The sequence below is a fragment of the Pseudomonas persica genome (assembly GCF_900291015.1).
GTDB lineage: Bacteria > Pseudomonadota > Gammaproteobacteria > Pseudomonadales > Pseudomonadaceae > Aquipseudomonas.
Window position 1 is genome coordinate 1 of the sequence record NZ_OLKL01000145.1, and the last position, 272, is coordinate 272.

General features: G+C 69.1%; 1 protein-coding gene. It reads left to right on the forward strand.

What is annotated here, in order from left to right:
* On the forward strand, positions 1–272 hold a 272-nt coding region (gene nuoB, locus FQ664_RS26060; RefSeq protein WP_144175880.1), incomplete at both ends, for an NADH-quinone oxidoreductase subunit NuoB.

Here is a 272-nt window from a genome sequence, read left to right on the forward strand (position 1 = left end):
ATCGACCGCTTCGGCATGCTGTTCCGGCCCAGCCCGCGCCAGAGCGATCTGATGATCGTCGCCGGCACGCTGTGCAACAAGATGGCGCCGGCGCTGCGCAAGGTGTACGACCAGATGGCCGAGCCGCGCTGGGTGCTGAGCATGGGGTCCTGCGCCAACGGCGGCGGCTACTACCACTACAGCTACAGCGTCGTACGCGGCTGCGACCGCATCGTGCCGGTGGATGTCTACGTGCCCGGCTGCCCGCCCACCGCCGAGGCGCTGCTGTACGG